Source organism: Entomohabitans teleogrylli, from assembly GCF_001484765.1.
Classification (GTDB): Bacteria; Pseudomonadota; Gammaproteobacteria; order Enterobacterales; family Enterobacteriaceae; genus Entomohabitans; species Entomohabitans teleogrylli.
On record NZ_KQ947376.1, the window covers coordinates 1 to 16,448 of the forward strand.

Consider the following 16,448-nt stretch of genomic DNA (forward strand, 5'->3'; position numbering starts at 1 on the left):
TAGGCGCATCAGAAAAACCTCCGGCTATGCCGGAGGATATTTATTGTTATTACAGCGCCTGCGGCGCCAGACTGTGGTAGTTAGTTACGTTGACCGGCATACCGGAACGTAACTCCATCGCCTGATTCATGATTTGCTGCTGGGTGCCGGGGGAGGCCTGGAAAGCTTTCATGGTGTCATTGAGTACGATGGGCAGGGTCTGCGGATCGTCTTCAATGGCCCGTGACAGCGGCTGGTGGACCTCCACCAGACGGCGGCCATCCGGCTCAACAGAGGCTTTAATTGGCGTATTGATAATGTTGACTTTAGTTCCGACCGGCAGATTATCGAACAGCCACTGGATATCGTTATCCCGCAGGCGAATACAGCCGGAGCTGACGCGCATGCCGATCCCAAAGTCGGCGTTGGTGCCGTGCAGCAGATAAACGCCGCCGTAGGCCGCCAGACGAATCGCATGATGGCCCATTGGGTTATCCGGCCCTGCCGGTACCACAACCGGTAAATCGATACCCTGGGCTTTATAGCGGGCGCGAATGTTCGCCGTTGGGGTCCAGGTCGGATTCGCCCGTTTTTCTGACACACTGGTGACCATGGTTGGCGTCACGGTGGTGCCGCCTAACTGGCCGATGCCGATCGGGAAGACAATCACTCGCTGCTCCCCGGCGGGATAGTAGTAAAGACGCAGTTCGGCGAGGTTGATGACAATCCCCTGACGGGGAACATCCGGCAGCAGGGTTTGCAGCGGAATGGTGAGGATACTGCCCGGACGCGGCACATAAGGATCGACGCCGGGGTTGGCCTGCATTAACGCCAGAAAACCGACATTGTATTTTTTGGCGATAGCCTCCAGCGAGCCGCCGTTGTTTTCGACGATATGGAAACGGTTCTCACCGACTACGCGGCTGCCCGGAGGCGGAAGCGGCCAGCTATTGGCCAGCGCCGGCAGCGAGAGGGCAAACGCCATCACGGCGCCGCAAGTCCACTGACTGAGGCGCGCTAAGGTTGTACGCATTTTACATGAAACTCCATGCCTGTAAGACGGGGGTTATCAAACGGTAAACAAGAATTATGGCGGGGCTATTTGTAAGGTAATCCTGGTAAAGTGCAATGCTTTGTAAGTTTTGCCGTTATGCGCGCCCTCTGCATGGCACAGAGGGCGCTGACAGTCATTAGGCGACGGCGTGTTCCGCCAGCCGCGCCATAAACTGGCGTACCCAGTCCATGCGGGATTTACGTTCTTCGAGATCCTCAATGAATTTCAGGCGTGTCGGTCCGTCGAGGCGGAAGTGGTCGGGCTGTTTCTGAAGTAAACTTATCAACCACAGCGGATCGACATGATTTTTCTCGGCGAATTCGATCACGCCGCCTTTTTCATGGCCCTCGATTTTGCGAATTCCCAGTTTTTGCGCCTGCTGGCGCAGAGCGGCGATATCCAGCAGATTGCGCGCCGCATCGGGTAGATTGCCAAAGCGGTCGACCAGCTCAGCCTTAAGATCGTCGAGCTCATCGCTGTCGCGGGCGCTGGCGATGCGTTTGTAGAACGACAGGCGGGTATTGACATCCGGTACAAAATCGTCCGGCAGCAGCGACGGCATACGCAGTTCCACTTCCGTCTGGCTACTGGTGAGATCTTCCAGCGATGGTTCGCGTCCGGACTTCAGGGCATCCACGGCGTTTTCCAGCAGTTCCATATACAGTGAGAAGCCGATGGTTTCCATCTGGCCGCTCTGTTCTTCCCCCAGCAGTTCCCCGGCGCCGCGAATTTCCAGGTCATGGGTCGCCAGCGCGAATCCGGCGCCCAGATCTTCCAGCGAGGCGATAGCTTCGAGACGCTTATGGGCATCCTGGGTCATGGCCTTCGGATGTGGCGTCAGCAGCCAGGCGTAGGCCTGGTGATGGGAACGCCCGACCCGGCCGCGTAACTGGTGCAACTGAGCGAGCCCGAAGTGGTCGGCGCGTTCGATAATGATGGTGTTAGCGGTCGGAATGTCGATACCGGTTTCGATGATGGTGGTGCACACCAGTACGTTAAAACGCTGATGGTGGAAATCGTTCATCACCCGTTCCAGTTCGCGCTCGCGCATCTGGCCGTGGCCAACGGCGATACGCGCTTCCGGCACCAGATTCGCCAGCCGTTCCGCCGCTTTCTGAATGTTTTCGACATCGTTATACAGATAATAGACCTGGCCACCGCGCAGTACTTCACGCAGAATCGCTTCCCGCACCACCAGCTCATCGTACTCGCGCACGAAGGTTTTCACTGCCAGACGGCGGGCGGGCGGGGTGGCGATAATCGACAGATCGCGCATACCGGTCATGGCCATATTCAGGGTACGCGGGATCGGTGTCGCCGTCAGGGTCAAAATGTCGACATCGGCGCGCATCGCTTTGATGCGCTCTTTGTGGCGCACCCCGAAGCGGTGTTCTTCATCGACGATCAACAGCCCGAGATCGCGCCATTTAACGTCGTTTTGTAGCAGTTTATGGGTGCCGATCAGAATATCGATTTTGCCTTCCGCGGTCTGCTCCAGCACCTGAGTCTGTTCTTTAGCGCTGCGAAAGCGCGAGATCATTTCAATCCGCACCGGCCAGTTGGCGAAACGGTCGCGGAAATTATCAAAATGCTGCTGAGCGAGCAGGGTGGTCGGCACCAGCACCGCCACCTGTTTATGGTTTTCCACCGCCAGGAAGGCGGCGCGCATCGCGACTTCAGTTTTACCGAAGCCAACATCGCCGCACACCAGGCGGTCCATCGCCAGCGGCTGACACATATCGCTGAGCACGGCATTAATCGCCTGGGCCTGATCGGGCGTGGTTTCAAACGGGAAACCGTCGCAGAACAACTGATATTGGGCTTTGTCATGTTTAAAGGCGAAGCCCTCTTTAGCGGCGCGCTGGGCGTAGATATCCAGTAACTCCGCCGCCACGTCGCGCACTTTTTCCGCCGCTTTCTGGCGCGCTCTGGCCCAGGCATCGCCGCCCAGTTTATGCAGCGGGGCGTTTTCATCGGCGCCGCCGGCATAGCGGCTTATCAGGTGTAGAGAGGAGACCGGCACATACAGCTTCGCGTCATTGGCGTAGGTGAGCATCAGGTACTCAGCTTTCACGCCGCCGGCTTCCAGCGTGGTCAGACCGGCATAGCGGCCGACGCCGTGTTCGAAATGTACCACCGGCTGCCCTGGATGCAGTTCCGCCAGGTTGCGGATTAAGGTGTCCGGGTTGATGGTCCGGCGACTGTCCTGACGGCGGCGGCTGACCCGTTCGCCCAGTAGATCGCTTTCGCAAATCAGTACCCGCTGACGCAGGGTATCGATGTAACCGCGCTCGCTGGCGCCGATCATCAGGTAGCGACCGCTATCAATGGCCTCATCAAGACGCAGAATACGTTTCGGGGCCAGCTTAATACGCCCCAGCAGATCGGAAAGGGCTTCGCGCCGGCCTTCGCTTTCAACCGAGAACACCACCGGCCCGCTGAAGGATTCAAGAAATTTGCGCAGATTATCCAGCGGCGCCTTTTGCTGGGCCTGGACGGCGATATCCGGCAGATTCTGGTAACCCAGATTGGTGTTGGCGGCTTTCCCGGCCAGCGAATCGGTTTTCAACTGGATTCGCGGCCACTGTTTAAGTTCGCTGAACAGGCTATCTACCGGCAGCCACAGCGATTCCGGCGGCAGCAGGGGGCGCATCGGATCCACGCCGCGGCTGGCGAAACGCGACTCGGTTTCCTGCCAGAAACGCCCGGCGCTGGCCTGCGGATCGCCGGTATTTACCAGCAGGGTGTTTTTCGGGAAATAGCTGAACAGTGTCGGCAGCGGTTCGTTGAAGAACAGCGGCTGCCAGTATTCGATACCGGCGGGCAGGGTGCCTTTACTGACCTGCTGATAGATATGTTCGGCATCGCGCTTCACCTCGAAGCGATCGCGCCACTGGCTGCGAAACAGCTCGATCGCCGCTTTATGAGTCGGAAACTCATGGGCTGGCAGCAGATTGATTGCCTCCACCTCTTCAAGAGTACGCTGACTGTCGACATCAAAAATCCGCAGACTGTCGATCTCGTCATCAAAAAAGTCAAGACGATAGGGCTGCTCGCTGCCCATCGGATAGAGATCCAGCAGCGCGCCGCGGGTGGCGTATTCCCCGTGTTCCATCACCTGATCGACATGGCGATACCCCGCCTGGTCGAGCTGGGCGCGCAGCGTATCCCGTGACAGGCGCTGCCCTTTTTTCATTACCAGCGCATGACCGTGCAGGTAACTGTGCGGACAGACGCGCTGCATCAGAGTACTGACCGCGACGATTAAAACGCCGCGCTGCATCCCCGGAAGCTGATAAAGGGTAGACAGGCGCGTGGAGATAATTTCCTGATGCGGTGAAAAACTGTCGTAGGGCAGGGTTTCCCAGTCGGCCAGATGGATAACCAGACTATCGGTAAATTGCTGGATTTCATCGTGAAGCCGCAGCGCGTTTTGCATGTCGGGCGCGATGAGTACCACCGGACCATGGTGGCGTTCGGCGATTTCCGCCACTTCACAGGCGCAGGCCGCGCCGGTTAATTCGCCAAGCTGGCGCGTATCGCCCGGTTTGGCGGGCAGGTCGTAACGGTATTGTTGTGACATAACGCGTGTCGGGATCTCTGTCGTTGAGCCGGGCTGTTACCCGACAACAGCACGGGCTGTATTCCTGAAGGTATGGGGTTATTATCCTCGATCGTTTCTGTTAAGCAACTCTCCGCCGGCGTAGTGGACAGATTGTAAGCGGCGCGGCGCCGGCGAGACGGGTGCCGGATGCCGGAAATATAGCGGTATCTGGTTGATTGCGCTCGGTTTTCCTGTGGTTTGCACTGTGCCAAAAGCCGTTACGTTTCATTTACTTACTGCGGTATCGCTTATATACTCCGTGATCACTTTGTAAAACCGCACAAGACGGATTTCATGTATCAACCTGTCGCGCTATTTATCGGCCTGCGTTATATGCGTGGGCGAGCTGCAGACCGTTTCGGGCGTTTTGTTTCCTGGCTATCCACCATCGGCATTACGCTGGGGGTGATGGCGCTGGTCACTGTGTTATCAGTGATGAACGGATTCGAACGCGAACTGCAGAACAATATTCTGGGGCTGATGCCCCAGGCTCTCATCACCACGGAGCAGGGCTCCGTCAACCCGGCGCAATTGCCTTCTTCGGCGCTGAAACTACAGGGCGTCTCGCGTACTGCGCCGCTGACCACCGGAGATGTGGTGCTGCAAAGTCCACGCAGTGTGGCGGTGGGCGTGATGCTGGGTATTGAGCCCGGTGAGCAAGACCCGCTGACGCGCTACCTGGTCAACGTGCAGCAGAGCGCGCTGGAGCCGGGTAAGTACAATGTGATCCTCGGTGAACAGCTCGCGGGGCAACTGGGGGTTAATGTCGGCGACACGATCCGCATTATGGTGCCTTCCGCCAGCCAGTTTACGCCAATGGGGCGCCTGCCCAGCCAGCGGCTGTTCAACGTTATCGGGACATTCGCCGCTAATAGCGAGGTCGACGGTTACCAGATGCTGGTGAATCAGCAGGACGCTTCGCGCCTGATGCGCTATCCGGCGGGGAATATTACCGGCTGGCGCCTGTGGCTGAATGAGCCGCTGAAGGTGGATACCCTCAGCCAGCAAACGCTGCCGCCGGGCGCGGTCTGGAAAGACTGGCGCGATCGCAAAGGCGAACTGTTCCAGGCCGTACGGATGGAGAAAAATATGATGGGACTGCTGCTGAGCCTGATTGTCGCCGTTGCGGCGTTCAATATCATCACTTCACTGGGGCTGATGGTGATGGAAAAGCAGGGCGAAGTCGCGATTCTCCAGACCCAGGGCCTGACCCGCCGGCAGATTATGGCGGTGTTCATGGTCCAGGGGGCCAGCGCCGGTATTATCGGCGCGCTGCTGGGCGCCTGCCTGGGGGCGCTGCTGGCCAGTCAGTTGAATAATCTGATGCCGATCATTGGCGCGCTGCTTGACGGCGCGGCCCTGCCGGTCGCCATCGAACCTTTCCAGGTTGTCGCGATTGCCCTGGTGGCGATGGCGATTGCATTGCTTTCCACGCTTTATCCTTCATGGCGGGCTGCCGCCACGCAACCCGCTGAGGCTTTACGTTATGAGTAATTCTGTCCTGTTGCAGTGCGACAACCTGTGCAAACGCTACCAGGAGGGGAAGGTGCAGACCGATGTGCTGCACGATGTCAGCTTCAGTATCGGGGAAGGCGAGATGATGGCGATCGTCGGTAGCTCCGGCTCCGGCAAAAGTACCCTGTTGCATCTGCTGGGCGGGCTGGATACCCCGACCTCTGGCGATGTTATCTTTCGCGGCCAGCCGCTGAGCCGGCTTTCCGCCTCCGCGAAGGCGGAGCTGCGCAACCGTGAACTGGGATTCATCTATCAGTTTCACCATCTGCTGCCGGACTTTACCGCCATGGAAAATGTGGCGATGCCGCTGCTGATTGGCCGCCATAAAGGGGCGGAGACGGAGCAGCGAGCCAGGGCGATGCTGGCGGCGGTCGGCCTTGAGCATCGCGCAAACCACCGGCCGTCCGAGCTTTCCGGCGGCGAGCGCCAGCGAGTGGCGATTGCCCGGGCGCTGGTCAACAATCCGCGCCTGGTGCTGGCCGATGAGCCGACCGGTAACCTTGATGCGCGCAATGCCGAAAGCGTGTTTGCGCTGCTCGGCGAACTGAATCAGTCGCAGGGGACGGCGTTTCTGGTGGTTACCCACGATCTGCAACTGGCGCGCCGTATGTCGCGACAGCTGGAAATGCGCGACGGCCATTTGAATCCGGATCTGACGCTGATGGAGGCCCGTTAATGGCGTCGCCTCTCTCTTTATTGATTGGTCTGCGCTTTAGCCGCGGGCGGCGGCGCAGCGGTATGGTTTCGCTGATTTCAGTGATCTCGACCTTTGGGATTGCCCTTGGCGTCGCGGTGTTGATCGTCGGCCTGAGCGCCATGAACGGTTTTGAACGGGAACTGAATAACCGCATTCTGGCGGTGGTGCCGCACGGGGAAATTGAACCGGTTAATCAACCGTGGAAAGACTGGCATGGCGCGCTGCAGCGCATTGAAAAGGTCAACGGCATTGTGGCCGCCGCGCCGTATGTGAATTTTACCGGGCTGGTGGAGAGCGGCGTTAATCTGCGCGCGGTACAGATCAAAGGGGTGGATCCGCAGCAGGAGACGCGTCTCAGCGCTTTGCCGCGCTTTGTTCAGGGGTCAGCATGGCAATCGTTTAAAGCCGGCGAGCAGCAGATCATTCTGGGGCAGGGGGTAGCCGAAGCCCTGAAAGTGCAACAGGGCGACTGGATCTCCATCATGATCCCTAACTCAGACGGCCAGAATAAATTGTTGCAGCCGAAGCGGGTACGCCTGCACGTCACCGGGATTCTGGCCCTCAGCGGTCAGCTCGATCACAGCTTTGCGATGGTACCGCTGGAAGATGCCCAGCAATACCTGGATCTTGGCGCCAGCGTTACCGGTATCGCCCTGAAAATGGGCGATGTGTTTAACGCCAGCCGCCTGGTGCGCGATGCCGGGGAAGTGACTAACGCCTATGTATATATCAAGAGCTGGATAACTACCTATGGCTACATGTACCGCGATATTCAGATGATTCGCGCCATCATGTATCTGGCGATGGTGCTGGTGATTGGCGTAGCCTGCTTCAATATCGTTTCCACACTGGTGATGGCGGTGAAAGACAAAAGTAGCGATATCGCCGTGCTGCGCACCCTTGGGGCGAAAGATGGCCTGATACGGGCGATTTTTGTCTGGTACGGGCTGTTGGCCGGTTTGTTGGGTAGTGTGATTGGCGCGGTGGTGGGGGTGATCGCCTCCTGGCAGTTGACTGCCATTATCCGCGCTCTTGAAACGCTGATCGGCCACCAGTTTTTGTCCGGCGATATCTATTTTATCGACTTCCTGCCTTCGGAGTTGCACTGGCTGGATGTCGCGTATGTACTGGCGACGGCGCTGGTGCTCAGCCTGCTGGCGAGTTGGTATCCGGCGCGGCGGGCCAGTAATATCGATCCGGCGCGGGTGTTGAGCGGGCAATAAAAAGGGCGGGCAGATGTATTACGGCTTTGATATCGGCGGCAGCAAAATCGCCCTTGGTGTTTACGATGAGCGCCGCCGGCAGGTGTGGGAAAAGCGTGTGCCGACGCCGCATGACAGCTATGAGCGCTTTGTGGCATGCATTGCGGCGCTGGTCCAGGAAGCGGACAGCCGCTGCGCCTGCGTCGGTAGCGTGGGGATCGGGATTCCGGGAATTCCGCAAACCGCGGACGGGACGCTGTACGCAGCGAATCTGCCCGCCGCCAGCGGTCGCCCCGTCAGGGCCGATCTTACCCGGCGGCTGGGACGCGAGGTGCGTATGGATAATGACGCTAACTGTTTTGCGCTATCGGAGGCCTGGGATGATGCCTTCTGCGATTATCCGGTGGTGATAGGGCTGATTCTCGGCACCGGCGTTGGCGGCGGGATTATCGTTGACGGCAAACCGCTTTCCGGATGCAGCTATATCAGCGGCGAGTTTGGTCATATGCGCCTGCCAGTGGATGCGCTGGCGGTGCTGGGCCAGGATATTCCAGTCACCCGCTGCGGCTGCGGCCAGTATGGCTGTATTGAGAATTATCTGTCAGGACGCGGTTTTGCCTGGCTATACCAGCATTTCTATCATCAGAGCCTTGAGGCGCCGCAAATTATCGCCCGTTATCATCAGGGGGAGCCTGAGGCGCGGGAGCATGTGGAACGTTTCCTTGACCTGCTGGCGGTTTGCCTGGGAAACTGGCTGACCATGGTGGATGCGCATCTGGTGGTCATCGGCGGCGGTTTGTCGCAGTTCCCTTTGCTGGTGGAGGCGCTGCCGGCCCGTTTACCGCCGCATCTGTTGCCGGTGGCGCGGGTTCCGCGCATCGCCAGGGCGCGACACGGTGATGCCGGCGGGATGCGCGGCGCAGCATTTTTGCATTTAACACGTTAGCTGAAATCTGAGGGTGCCATGCAATCGCGTCGTTTACATCGGTTAAGCCGTTTTCGAAGAAATAAACGCCGGCTGCGCGAGCGGTTGCGGCAACGGATATTTTTCACAGACAGAATGGGGCCGGAAGTGATGGAAAAACCTAACGTGGTGGTACTCACCGGGGCCGGCATATCTGCCGAGTCGGGTATCAAAACTTTTCGGGCGGCGGACGGACTCTGGGAAGAACACCGGGTGGAAGATGTGGCTACCCCGGAAGGATTCGCCCGCAATCCGGCGCTGGTACAGGCATTTTATAATGCCCGCCGCCATCAATTGCAGGCGCCGGAAGTGGCGCCGAATGCCGCGCATCTGGCGCTGGCAAAACTGGAAGAAGCCCTCGGGGATCGTTTCCTGTTGGTCACCCAGAATATTGATAATTTACACGAACGGGCCGGTAATACGCGGGTCATTCATATGCATGGCGAATTGCTGAAAGTGCGCTGCGCGCGCAGCGGCCAGGTGCTGGAATGGCCGGGCGATGTTAATCCGGATGACCGCTGCCACTGCTGCCAGTTTCCGGCGCCGCTGCGTCCGCACGTGGTGTGGTTTGGCGAGATGCCGCTGGGAATGGATGATATCTATCATGCGCTGGCTGGCGCGGACTTATTCATTGCCATTGGCACTTCCGGTCATGTTTATCCCGCCGCCGGTTTTGTTCATGAAGCGCGTCTGCATGGCGCCCATACCGTGGAATTGAATCTTGAGCCCAGTCAGGTGGGTAGCGAATTTGAAGAAAAATATTACGGACTTGCGAGTCAGGTCGTACCGGAATTTATCGGCAAAGTATTAAAATCGTTGTAATCGAAAGCTAAACGGCGGAAAAGGAATTCCGTCGTATAAATAACCAGGGAATCAGGATGCTTTATATCGCGTTGGGTTTATTCATTGCCGGACTGGCTGCTCGTCTTTGGCTACGTGATGAAGAGGGAGACTTTTATTTTATGGCGGCGTTGGTATTAGTCGCGCTAATTGGATTAAGTAAAACATTTGCTATGCTATGGATTTTTATTACCCATGGCGCGCGCGTGCCAGGTTTTATTTCAGCGATTGCCCTGGCGATTTTTTTACTGGCGGTATTCTATTTTATCAACCAGGCCGCAGAACGGTTAAGTCGTTTATGGCAATGGTGCCGGAAAGTGATCGCCAGGAAAAATAGCAGGGATAAGTGAATAGTGGTTTATTGGTGTGGCTATAGCCGCTGGCTGTCTTGTCTGGCTATTTTTCGCGTCATTCTTCATTTCAGATTTATTTCTTTTTGCTGTGTGGCCTTACTGGCGTGGTTAGTGTTTTTTTCTGCTCTTTGACGGGCTTTGCCGGCTTTTATTTGGGGAAAAGCTTCAGGGGAAGTTTTTCCGGGTATAGGGTGCGTCTATATTATTTTGCTTTTATTGAACTCACTATTTTCTGTACTGGATAAAGTTTTTCAGTGGTTATGAAAATTCAAAGAAAAATAAAATATTAGTTATCTAAATAATATTCACAGTGTGAAAATGACAGGAATATGACGTCATTGACAGATGATGGACGCAGGGGCGTTTTTCAGAATTTGTTCAGCACAATAAGGGGAACTATCGCAGTAAAAAAAGGTCTCTGGTAACGCAATCAGGCAGGATACATTTATTACGCTGAAGGACCGGACATGAATACCACAACATTGATAATTCTGGTCACGCTACCGGTAGCGATAATACTGGTATTACTGGTCTCACGTTTCTGGTTATCCGGTCACGCGTTGTGGCTGATGTGTCTGATGTTCATCTTTTCCGGTTATTTTCTGTCGTTATTTGATTTGCTCTGCCAGTGGACGCTGGGGGAGCCGTTGCTTTCTGGTGCGCTGCGCCTTGCCGGCGGGTTTATTTTATTCAGCATTCTCTATCTGGCGGTCGGCTTTATCGTCAAACATCGTTACTGCCTGCGTAATTTTCGCCAGGCCAGACGCAGAAGAAAATATCAGCATTACGTATCGGAAATTGATATCACTCCCCGCAAGTAGTTATCATCCGGCGGGGCGCTCGCCAGATAATGAGCTGAGCGAAAAAAGCGCTGAAGGCAATCGTCACGGCCCACAGCGGAGAGACCTGGTTCATGGTGTATTCCCCGGCGTGCAGAACAACCCAGACTATCTGGTAAATCAGGCTGGCGAGCCCCATTACCGCCCCTTTCTGAACGGCAGAAAGCAGTCGCCCGCTGCTCAGTATCGGCGTAAAGAAGAAAACCACGATCCACAGTAAGCCATTCACTATTCTCCAGTCGCTGATGGGTAACGTTTGCCACGGATCCTGATGATTTTCCGGGTACCAGCGCAGCGGCGGTAGCGGCTGGTGTAGCAGAGACGACTGGACAATATCAACCGCGGTATGAACCCCCTGAAACCACAGTCCGTGGGCAATAAAGGGATGGGCATGACGGGCGATCAGGTCATTAAGCTGCGGGTTATCCGGGTATACCATTAGTTGCCGCCTGTCGGTGATAATCAGCAGCAGTAGTGTCGGCGAACGCGCCGGTTGGTGGCTGCGCAGGTGGCGCTCATAGGCGTTGAATTGCTGGTTTTCACTATCGGAAGTGCTGTGGAGGCACAGTGTGACGCCGGTTTGCTGTTTAAATTCGTTGAGCCGCTGTTCAAACTGCGGTAGGGGAATGACGTGCGCCGCTGCGGCGCCTGAAGCCAGACCCGCGACCAGAATGAGTATTACGCAGGCAAGTATCCGGAAACTTATCATAAGGATGATTTTCTCCGTCTACCGGAATAGCGGCGTTGACGCCGTTTATGCTGGCGTAATCTGTCGAATATTAGTAAAAAAGCCCCGGGTAGCAGAAAGCCGCTGCCCATGACGGCCAGGAAAATCGGCAGGCTGAAGCGCGTGGTATTGTCATTGACTGCCGCTTTATCCGGTTGGCCGGGAGGCCAGTAGATATTGAGGGTTTTTCCTGTGGCGCGCCGGTAGCTATCGCTACTGACCGGGGATTCGAAGATCCAGGTCCGGTTGTCTGCCCGGAAGGCAATAATCGGATAGAAGCCGCTGGTAGTTGTTCCCTGATTGCGCGAGTGGACGCGTTCTTCCACACCAACAATAATGCCCCGTGAATGATGGCTGCTGTCCAGCGTTTGCTGGTAATGCCACGCCACACCCACGGCGCTGATGATAAAAGCGAGTCCAGTGATGGCAAAAAACAGAGAAATCTTTTCACCGACGTTCATAGGCCAACCCTGGCTGGAATAACAGGCATCAGGATAAGGGCTGACCGTCAGCGGGTAACTAAATCATTTCTGAAAAAAAGACCAAGGCCCCGTGATGGGGCCTCAGACGGGGGAGAAAATATGCTCAGCGTCCCGCTTTCAGTTTCTGGTAGTAAGATTCGTAGATTGCGCTGGCATCGCCAACATCATCCTGCCATTCGCCGTTTTTCAAAACCGCATCATCGGGGTAGAGCGATTTGTCATCGGCCACTTCTTTGCTGAGCAACTTACGGGCTTCCAGGTTTGGCGTCGGATAACCGATGGTCTCAGCCACCTGTTTGGCGATTTCCGGGCGCAGCAGGAAGTTGATCAACTGCAGGGCGCCGTCGACGTTTTTGGCGTTGGCCGGAATCGCCAGGCTGTCCATCCAGAAAATCCCGCCTTCTTTCGGCCAGATAATTTCCAGCGGGGTGCCGGCCTGGCGCGCTACCCATGCTGAGCCATTCCATACCATCCCGAGGTTCACTTCGCCTTCCATATACGGATTGGCCGGGTTATCGGAATTAAACGCGGCAACGTTGGGCATCAGTTTTTGCAGCTCACGATATGCCGCTTCAATCTGCTGCGGATCGGTGGTATTGCCCGAGTAGCCCAGCTTGCGCAGCGCTATCTGGAACACTTCGCGGGCATCGTCGGTCAGTAGCAGGCTGCCTTTGTACTCCGGCTTCCACAGATCGGCCCAACGGGTCACGCTATGGGGATCGATACTGTCGCTGTTGACGCCAATGGCCGTCGCCCCCCAGATGTAGGGAATCGAGTAATCATTATTCGGATCGAACGGCTTGTTGAGCATTGCCGGATCGAGGTTGTGGAAGTTGCTCAGTTTACTTTTGTCGATCTTTTGCAGCATGCCTTCTTTGCGCATTTTGGAGACAAAATAGGTGGAGGGAACCACCAGATCATAGGCGCCATCCCGGTAGGTCTTTAGTTTGGCGTACATGGTCTCGTTCGACTCATAAGTCGAATAAATGACTTTAATACCGGTTTCTTTAGTGAACTGTTCAAGCAGTCCGGGCGGTACATACTCGGTCCAGTTATAGAAATAGAGCGTTTTGCTATCATCCGCATGAGCAGCACTCATCCCCAGCGCCAGGGCGCCGGCGGCAAGCAGGTGGCGTGACCATTGTTTCATTTTAACGTCCCCTGAATTTTGGTTTTGTCTCGCAGGATTAGCTGGCTGGCAATGACCAGAACCAGCGACAGTACTAACAGAATGGTGGCCAGCGCGTTCACCTCGGGGGAAACGCCGACCTTCACCATTGAATAGATCTTCAACGGTAGAATTTCATAGCTCGGGCCGGTGACGAATGAGGAAACCACCACATCGTCCATCGACAGGGTAAAGCTCAACAGCCAGCCAGCGGCCACGGCGGGCATCGCCAGCGGCAGGATTATTTTACGCAGGATGGTTATCTCGCTGGCGCCAAGGTCTTTTGCCGCTTCAAGCATCCGTACATCGAACCCTTTGAGCCGCGAGTAGACCGTTACGACCACAAACGGCAGGCAGAAGGTGATATGCGAAAACAGCAGCGACCAGAAACCCAGCGAGATGCCGAGCAGCATAAACAGCACCAGCAGTGAGATGGCCATGACGATGTCCGGCGACATCATGACCACAAACAGCATGCCGCTGACGAAGGGCTTGCCGCGAAAGCGATAACGGTATAGCGCCACCGCCGTCAGGGAGCCAATCAAGGTGGCGAAGGTGGCGGAAACCACCGCCATTGTCAATGAATGACGAGCCGCCTGCAGCAGGCTGTCATTATTCATCAGCAGGGTGTACCAGTTGGTGGTAAAGCCCTGCCAGTTAATGCCGAAGCGCGACTGATTAAAAGAGTTTACGATCAGAATAATGATCGGAATATATAAGAAAGCATAAATGGCGGACATAAAGCCGCCGCGCAGCAGGCGTCCCGTCATTCCAGCTCCACCTTTTTGTTCAGCAGACGCGAGGCGCGCCAGTACACCAGTAGCATCAGACCCATCACCAGCGTCAGCATAATGCTGGTTGCCGAGCCGAACGGCCAGTCGCGAATATTGAGGAACTGGCTCTTGATGACGTTACCGACCATCAGGTTTTTTGCGCCGCCCATCAGATCGGAAACGTAAAACAGTCCCATTGCCGGCAGAACCACCAGCAGGCAGCCGGCGATAATGCCTGGCATGGTCAGGGGAATAATCACCCGGGTGAAGGTTTGCAGTTTGCTGGCCCCTAAATCCTTCGCGGCTTCCAGCAGCGATTTGTCGAGCTTCTCAATGCTGGAGTAGAGCGGCATCACCATGAACGGCAGCAGAATATACACCAGGCCAATGATTACCGCGTTGGGGGTGTACATTATCTTAAAGGGCGTATCGATAACCCCCAACCACAGCAAAAACTCATTGAGATAGCCTTTGGTGCTCAGGAAAATCTTCAGGCCATAAATGCGAATCAGTGAATTGGTCCAGAAGGGAACGATCAGCAAAAACAGCAGCAGCGGACGGACTTTTTGCGGCAGGCGCGCCAGAAACCAGGCGAAGGGAAAGCCGATCGCCAGACACACCAGCGTGGCGATAACCGCCATATTCAGCGAATGCAGCAGGACATCGAGATACAGTGGGTCAATCAGGCGAAGGTAGTTATCCAGCGTGAAGTCGAGACTGACGAAGTTTGCGTCGTCTTTGGTCAGGAAGCTGGTTACGATGATCATCAGATTTGGCAGGAAAACAAACAGCACCAGCCAGCCGACGATAGTGGCGATCACCACATTCTGGAATTTACGCGAGCTCTTCATCTGCCAGCACTACCTCCCAGCTTTCAACCCAGGTTACCGCCATTTTTTGATCCAGCGAGTGGTCGAAGTCGGGATCGTCTTCATTAAAGAATTCGCTGACCATCACCATCTTGCCATTTTCCAGTTCCACGCTGGATTCCAGGGTCATCCCTTTATAGTTGCGCTCCCGCACATAGCCTATCAGGCCGTCGACATGGCGGGCGTCATTGATTTCTTCAACGCGCAGGTCTTCCGGGCGCAACAGCACTTTCAGCGACTGGCCGGGAGCGACGGCGAAATTGACATAAATAAAGCATTCGCGTCCTTCAACGCTGGCGCGCACCCGCTGTTCGTCAACCCGCTCAATCACCGTGGCGTCAAAAATGTTGATTTCGCCGATAAAACTGGCGACAAACAGATTTTCCGGTTCTTCGTAGATTTCGCGCGGCGTGCCGTCCTGCTCAATGCGTCCATCGCGCATTACGACAATCCGGTCGGACATGGTCAGGGCTTCTTCCTGATCGTGGGTGACGAAGACAAAGGTAATTCCCAGCTTGCGCTGTAGCGCTTTAAGTTCGTTCTGCATCTGCTTGCGCAATTTGTAGTCGAGCGCGGAAAGCGATTCATCCAGCAGTAACAGGCGCGGCTTATTGACTACCGCCCGGGCGATAGCGACGCGCTGCTGCTGGCCGCCGGACAACTGATGCGGCTTACGCCGGGCAAACTCTTCCAGTTGCACCATTTTTAGCGCTTCCGTTACCCGCGGGGTGATTTCAGCCGCCGGGGTCTTTTGCATCCGCAGACCAAACGCGACGTTTTCGAAAACTGTCATGTGCGGAAAAAGCGCGTAACTCTGAAAAACGGTATTGACGTGGCGCTGCTCGGCCGGAACGTTCGTGATCTCCTGGTTTTCCAGCGTGATGTGGCCGCTGTCGACATTTTCCAGGCCGGCGATCAGGCGCAGGACGGTGGTTTTACCGCAGCCGGAGGGGCCAAGAAGTGTGAGGAATTCACCATTGTTAATGGTCAGGGAGAAATCAGATATAACAGTTTTGCCATCAAAACTCTTACGGATTCCCGCCAGTTGAACCAGCGGAGAAAGCGAACGTGTTTGTGTATTCAATTTTTTACTCTGTCCCATCAATGACGCATCGGATGGCATATCGGATGCGGGGTTTGTGATTAACCACCTTGGGGTTCGACACACGATTAAGGGCCAGCATTCTACGGCAAAGCGCTGTAATCGCCAATGCTCCATCGCATATCCGCGGTGAATACCTGGCATGTTTCAGCTACGTTTAATTAAGGTTCGCAGGCCGCTTATTGTAAGCCTCCCGGCGCGTCAGGGGAATAATTTCAGCGATACCGGGCAAAAGTGACCTGACGCAATATATGTAGCGGCGCGCTTAATGATAATGAGC

Annotated in this window: 15 protein-coding genes; 7 read left to right on the plus strand and 8 right to left on the minus strand. The window is 55.8% G+C overall.

What is annotated here, in order from left to right:
* Positions 1-49: 49 nt before the first annotated feature.
* Both ldtC and mfd read right to left on the minus strand, forming a co-directional pair.
* Entirely contained in the window at positions 50-1,012 is a 963-nt protein-coding gene (gene ldtC / locus AQ981_RS00005) for a L,D-transpeptidase LdtC (protein WP_058909706.1), read from the minus strand.
* Positions 1,013-1,169: 157 nt separating this feature from the next.
* Positions 1,170-4,616, minus strand: a complete 3,447-nt coding sequence (gene mfd, locus AQ981_RS00010) for a transcription-repair coupling factor (protein WP_058909707.1) — start codon at positions 4,614-4,616, stop codon at positions 1,170-1,172.
* Positions 4,617-4,931: 315 nt separating this feature from the next.
* Between mfd and lolC the strand changes: the two genes are divergently transcribed.
* From lolC to AQ981_RS00045, 7 genes are all read left to right on the plus strand, one after another.
* Positions 4,932-6,131, plus strand: coding sequence for a lipoprotein-releasing ABC transporter permease subunit LolC (lolC, locus tag AQ981_RS00015; RefSeq protein ID WP_058909708.1), 1,200 nt, complete (start codon positions 4,932-4,934; stop codon positions 6,129-6,131).
* On the plus strand, positions 6,124-6,828 hold the full coding sequence (gene lolD, locus AQ981_RS00020; protein ID WP_058909709.1) for a lipoprotein-releasing ABC transporter ATP-binding protein LolD: 705 nt from the start codon (positions 6,124-6,126) through the stop codon (positions 6,826-6,828). Before lolC ends, lolD begins: the two co-directional genes overlap by 8 nt.
* Positions 6,828-8,072 carry a lipoprotein-releasing ABC transporter permease subunit LolE gene (lolE, locus tag AQ981_RS00025; protein WP_058909710.1) on the plus strand — a complete coding sequence of 415 codons (1,245 nt, stop codon included), beginning with the start codon at positions 6,828-6,830 and terminating at the stop codon, positions 8,070-8,072. The genes lolD and lolE overlap by 1 nt, the downstream gene beginning before the upstream one ends.
* Before the next feature lie 13 nt (positions 8,073-8,085).
* Entirely contained in the window at positions 8,086-8,997 is a 912-nt protein-coding gene (gene nagK, locus AQ981_RS00030; RefSeq protein WP_058909711.1) for an N-acetylglucosamine kinase, read from the plus strand.
* A gap of 18 nt (positions 8,998-9,015) precedes the next feature.
* Positions 9,016-9,837 (plus strand): Sir2 family NAD+-dependent deacetylase, encoded by an 822-nt coding sequence (gene cobB / locus AQ981_RS00035; RefSeq protein ID WP_071608771.1) that lies wholly within the window; start codon positions 9,016-9,018, stop codon positions 9,835-9,837.
* Positions 9,838-9,893: 56 nt separating this feature from the next.
* Positions 9,894-10,205, plus strand: a complete 312-nt coding sequence (locus tag AQ981_RS00040) for a hypothetical protein (protein WP_058909713.1) — start codon at positions 9,894-9,896, stop codon at positions 10,203-10,205.
* A 470-nt stretch (positions 10,206-10,675) separates the two neighbouring features.
* On the plus strand, positions 10,676-11,029 hold the full coding sequence (locus AQ981_RS00045; RefSeq protein ID WP_058909714.1) for a hypothetical protein: 354 nt from the start codon (positions 10,676-10,678) through the stop codon (positions 11,027-11,029).
* Here the strand turns inward: AQ981_RS00045 and AQ981_RS00050 are convergent.
* The 6 genes from AQ981_RS00050 to potA form a co-directional block, all read right to left on the minus strand.
* A complete protein-coding gene (locus AQ981_RS00050) occupies positions 11,013-11,756 on the minus strand; it encodes a hypothetical protein (RefSeq protein WP_058909715.1) in 744 nt (247 codons plus the stop codon). The two genes, AQ981_RS00045 and AQ981_RS00050, sit on opposite strands and share 17 nt — an antisense overlap.
* Positions 11,753-12,235 (minus strand): DUF3592 domain-containing protein, encoded by a 483-nt coding sequence (locus AQ981_RS00055; protein WP_058909716.1) that lies wholly within the window; start codon positions 12,233-12,235, stop codon positions 11,753-11,755. Before AQ981_RS00055 ends, AQ981_RS00050 begins: the two co-directional genes overlap by 4 nt.
* A gap of 124 nt (positions 12,236-12,359) precedes the next feature.
* Positions 12,360-13,406, minus strand: a complete 1,047-nt coding sequence (gene potD / locus AQ981_RS00060) for a spermidine/putrescine ABC transporter substrate-binding protein PotD (protein ID WP_058909717.1) — start codon at positions 13,404-13,406, stop codon at positions 12,360-12,362.
* The gene (gene potC, locus AQ981_RS00065) at positions 13,403-14,194 is read right to left on the minus strand and encodes a spermidine/putrescine ABC transporter permease PotC (RefSeq protein ID WP_058909718.1); all 792 of its coding nucleotides are present in this window, start codon (positions 14,192-14,194) and stop codon (positions 13,403-13,405) included. Before potC ends, potD begins: the two co-directional genes overlap by 4 nt.
* A complete protein-coding gene (gene potB / locus AQ981_RS00070) occupies positions 14,191-15,048 on the minus strand; it encodes a spermidine/putrescine ABC transporter permease PotB (protein WP_058909719.1) in 858 nt (285 codons plus the stop codon). Before potB ends, potC begins: the two co-directional genes overlap by 4 nt.
* On the minus strand, positions 15,032-16,168 hold the full coding sequence (potA, locus tag AQ981_RS00075; protein ID WP_058909720.1) for a spermidine/putrescine ABC transporter ATP-binding protein PotA: 1,137 nt from the start codon (positions 16,166-16,168) through the stop codon (positions 15,032-15,034). Before potA ends, potB begins: the two co-directional genes overlap by 17 nt.
* Positions 16,169-16,448 lie beyond the last annotated feature (280 nt).

Bases quoted from the DNA above. Each gene is read 5' to 3' on its own strand.
- ldtC (WP_058909706.1), bottom strand. From the start codon at position 1,012: ATGCGTACAACCTTAGCGCGCCTCAGTCAGTGGACTTGCGGCGCCGTG.
- mfd (WP_058909707.1), bottom strand. From the start codon at position 4,616: ATGTCACAACAATACCGTTACGACCTGCCCGCCAAACCGGGCGATACG.
- lolC (WP_058909708.1), top strand. From the start codon at position 4,932: ATGTATCAACCTGTCGCGCTATTTATCGGCCTGCGTTATATGCGTGGG.
- lolD (WP_058909709.1), top strand. From the start codon at position 6,124: ATGAGTAATTCTGTCCTGTTGCAGTGCGACAACCTGTGCAAACGCTAC.
- lolE (WP_058909710.1), top strand. From the start codon at position 6,828: ATGGCGTCGCCTCTCTCTTTATTGATTGGTCTGCGCTTTAGCCGCGGG.
- nagK (WP_058909711.1), top strand. From the start codon at position 8,086: ATGTATTACGGCTTTGATATCGGCGGCAGCAAAATCGCCCTTGGTGTT.
- cobB (WP_071608771.1), top strand. From the start codon at position 9,016: ATGCAATCGCGTCGTTTACATCGGTTAAGCCGTTTTCGAAGAAATAAA.
- AQ981_RS00040 (WP_058909713.1), top strand. From the start codon at position 9,894: ATGCTTTATATCGCGTTGGGTTTATTCATTGCCGGACTGGCTGCTCGT.
- AQ981_RS00045 (WP_058909714.1), top strand. From the start codon at position 10,676: ATGAATACCACAACATTGATAATTCTGGTCACGCTACCGGTAGCGATA.
- AQ981_RS00050 (WP_058909715.1), bottom strand. From the start codon at position 11,756: ATGATAAGTTTCCGGATACTTGCCTGCGTAATACTCATTCTGGTCGCG.
- AQ981_RS00055 (WP_058909716.1), bottom strand. From the start codon at position 12,235: ATGAACGTCGGTGAAAAGATTTCTCTGTTTTTTGCCATCACTGGACTC.
- potD (WP_058909717.1), bottom strand. From the start codon at position 13,406: ATGAAACAATGGTCACGCCACCTGCTTGCCGCCGGCGCCCTGGCGCTG.
- potC (WP_058909718.1), bottom strand. From the start codon at position 14,194: ATGACGGGACGCCTGCTGCGCGGCGGCTTTATGTCCGCCATTTATGCT.
- potB (WP_058909719.1), bottom strand. From the start codon at position 15,048: ATGAAGAGCTCGCGTAAATTCCAGAATGTGGTGATCGCCACTATCGTC.
- potA (WP_058909720.1), bottom strand. From the start codon at position 16,168: ATGGGACAGAGTAAAAAATTGAATACACAAACACGTTCGCTTTCTCCG.